Source organism: Streptomyces sp. NPDC025833 (assembly GCF_055558055.1).
Genome location: NZ_JBVHNF010000059.1, coordinates 1 through 1,793, shown reverse-complemented (window position 1 = coordinate 1,793; position 1,793 = coordinate 1). Strand labels below are relative to the sequence as shown.

Here is a 1,793-nt window from a genome sequence, read left to right as displayed (position 1 = left end):
GCATTGCTCGCCTGCACAACCTCACCCTCACCGGATGACAGGCAAACGAGCAGGTCAACAAGCATGATCCGAAGCATTTACGGGACACCGTCTAGGGCGTGTATCGCAACGGATCTTGAGCTGGGAATGATCACCGTTCATGGGACGAGGAGATCTCACGGACGAGCAGTGGGCAGTGCTGAAACCGTTGTTGCCGAAGGGCGCGAGAGTGGGACGGCCCCTTGTCTGGCCGCGCCGGCAGTTGATCGACGGCATACGGTTCCGTGTACGGACCGGTGTGCCGTGGCGGGACGTGCCCGTCGAGTACGGACCATGGAGCCGGGTCTACGACTTGTTCCGTCGGTGGCAGCGCAACGGCACCTGGCAGTGGATTCTCATTCGCCTCCAGTCCCTGGCCGATGCGAGAGGAGCGATCGTCTGGGACCTGAGTGTCGACTCCGCAGTCTGCCGCGCTCACCAGCATGCGGCCGGGGCCCGACAAGGCGTACGCCTCCCGCAGGAACCGCGGCTACCTGCGCCGCCGCGGCATCCGCTGCACCATCCCGGACAAGGCCGACCAAGCGCGCAACCGCAAGAGGCTCGGTTCTCTCGGTGGCCGGCCGCCTGGGTTCAACGCCGAGGACTACAAGGCTCGGCATGCCGTCGAGTGCGGCATCAACCGCCTCAAAAGGAACCGGGCTGTGGCCACGAGATACGACAAGCTCGCGGGCCGCTATGAGGCCACTGTCCTCGTAGCGGCCATCAATGAATGGCTGTGAACAGCTCAATCAGGGGCGACGGACGGATGTCCGTGGAGTCGTGGAGGTTCAGGTGTTGATGGCGTGTTCGACGAACTGGCCGCAGGCGCGGAACCCCAGGCGGCGGTATACAGGCTCGCCGTCGGCCGATGCCTGCAGGACCGCGATGCCATGGTCTCGCTCGCGCGCAGCGTGAAGGGCCGCGAGCGTGATGGCTCCGCCGTAGCCGCGCCGGCGGTGGGCGGCCAGGGTGGAGATGTTGTAGACGCCGGCGACTCCGGCATGGTGGAACACCTCGGCGGAGCAGACCGGACGGTTCTCCACGTAGCCCACCAGATACTGGGCCGGGCAGGTCGCGGCCAGCGCCTGGGAAGCAGCCCGGGCGAAGAAGTCACGGACGGTTTCGGCGGGTGGATTCCAGTTCGCGGCGAGGACCGTGGCGTAGTCGGCGAGCTGCTCGGGCGTGGTCACCGTTCGAATGTCGATACCCGGGACAGAGGGAATCGGCAGGGTGTCGTCCAGCTCAGCCCACATGGCCGTCTCACGCTCGGACACCGGCAGGCCGGCTGCTGTCAGGCGGGTGGTGAGGTCTGTCGGTGTTGATGCAGGTCCCACCCACCAGGAGAAACCGCGGCCGGTGGCGGCCAGCGTCCCGACGGTCTCGGAGATGCGGGCCGCGGCGTCGCCGGCGGTGAAGCGGGCCACGGCGACGATGTTGAACGTGTCGTCGTCCAGGCCGCTGTCCGCGACCAGGAGGTCTCCGGTCTCTGTGACGGTCGCACCGGACATGCTCCGGTGCAGATGGCAGGCATGTTCCGCCAGGTTCCGCTCCATCCTTTCCGTCAAGTCGGCTTCATCGAGAAAGTAATCATTCATAGGGATCGATACCAGCACGACCGGGCGAAGACCGCATGTCATTTTAGGCGGCGCCACGCCGACGACCAGCACTTTCGATACACGCCCTAGTACTCCAGCAGCGTTTCGCTATCTTGCCTGGTCACAGGCATCGCCGGGAGTGTAGTGGGCTGCTGGAACGTCAGGGGCGGTCTTGCCGGA

Annotated in this window: 1 protein-coding gene and 1 pseudogene; one reads left to right on the top strand and one right to left on the bottom strand. The window is 65.6% G+C overall.

Annotated elements, in window-relative coordinates; translation table 11 throughout:
• Positions 1-139: 139 nt before the first annotated feature.
• Positions 140-758: pseudogene (locus ACZ4K2_RS36930) on the top strand (transposase).
• 48 nt (positions 759-806) lie between these two features.
• On the opposite strand, the gene ACZ4K2_RS36925 reads toward ACZ4K2_RS36930, so the two are convergent.
• Positions 807-1,571, bottom strand: a complete 765-nt coding sequence (locus ACZ4K2_RS36925) for a GNAT family N-acetyltransferase (protein WP_467481115.1) — start codon at positions 1,569-1,571, stop codon at positions 807-809.
• Between the last annotated feature and the right edge of the window lie 222 nt (positions 1,572-1,793).

Coding starts and splice junctions, on each gene's coding strand:
- ACZ4K2_RS36925 (WP_467481115.1), bottom strand. CDS start 1,571: ATGGAGCGGAACCTGGCGGAACATGCCTGCCATCTGCACCGGAGCATG.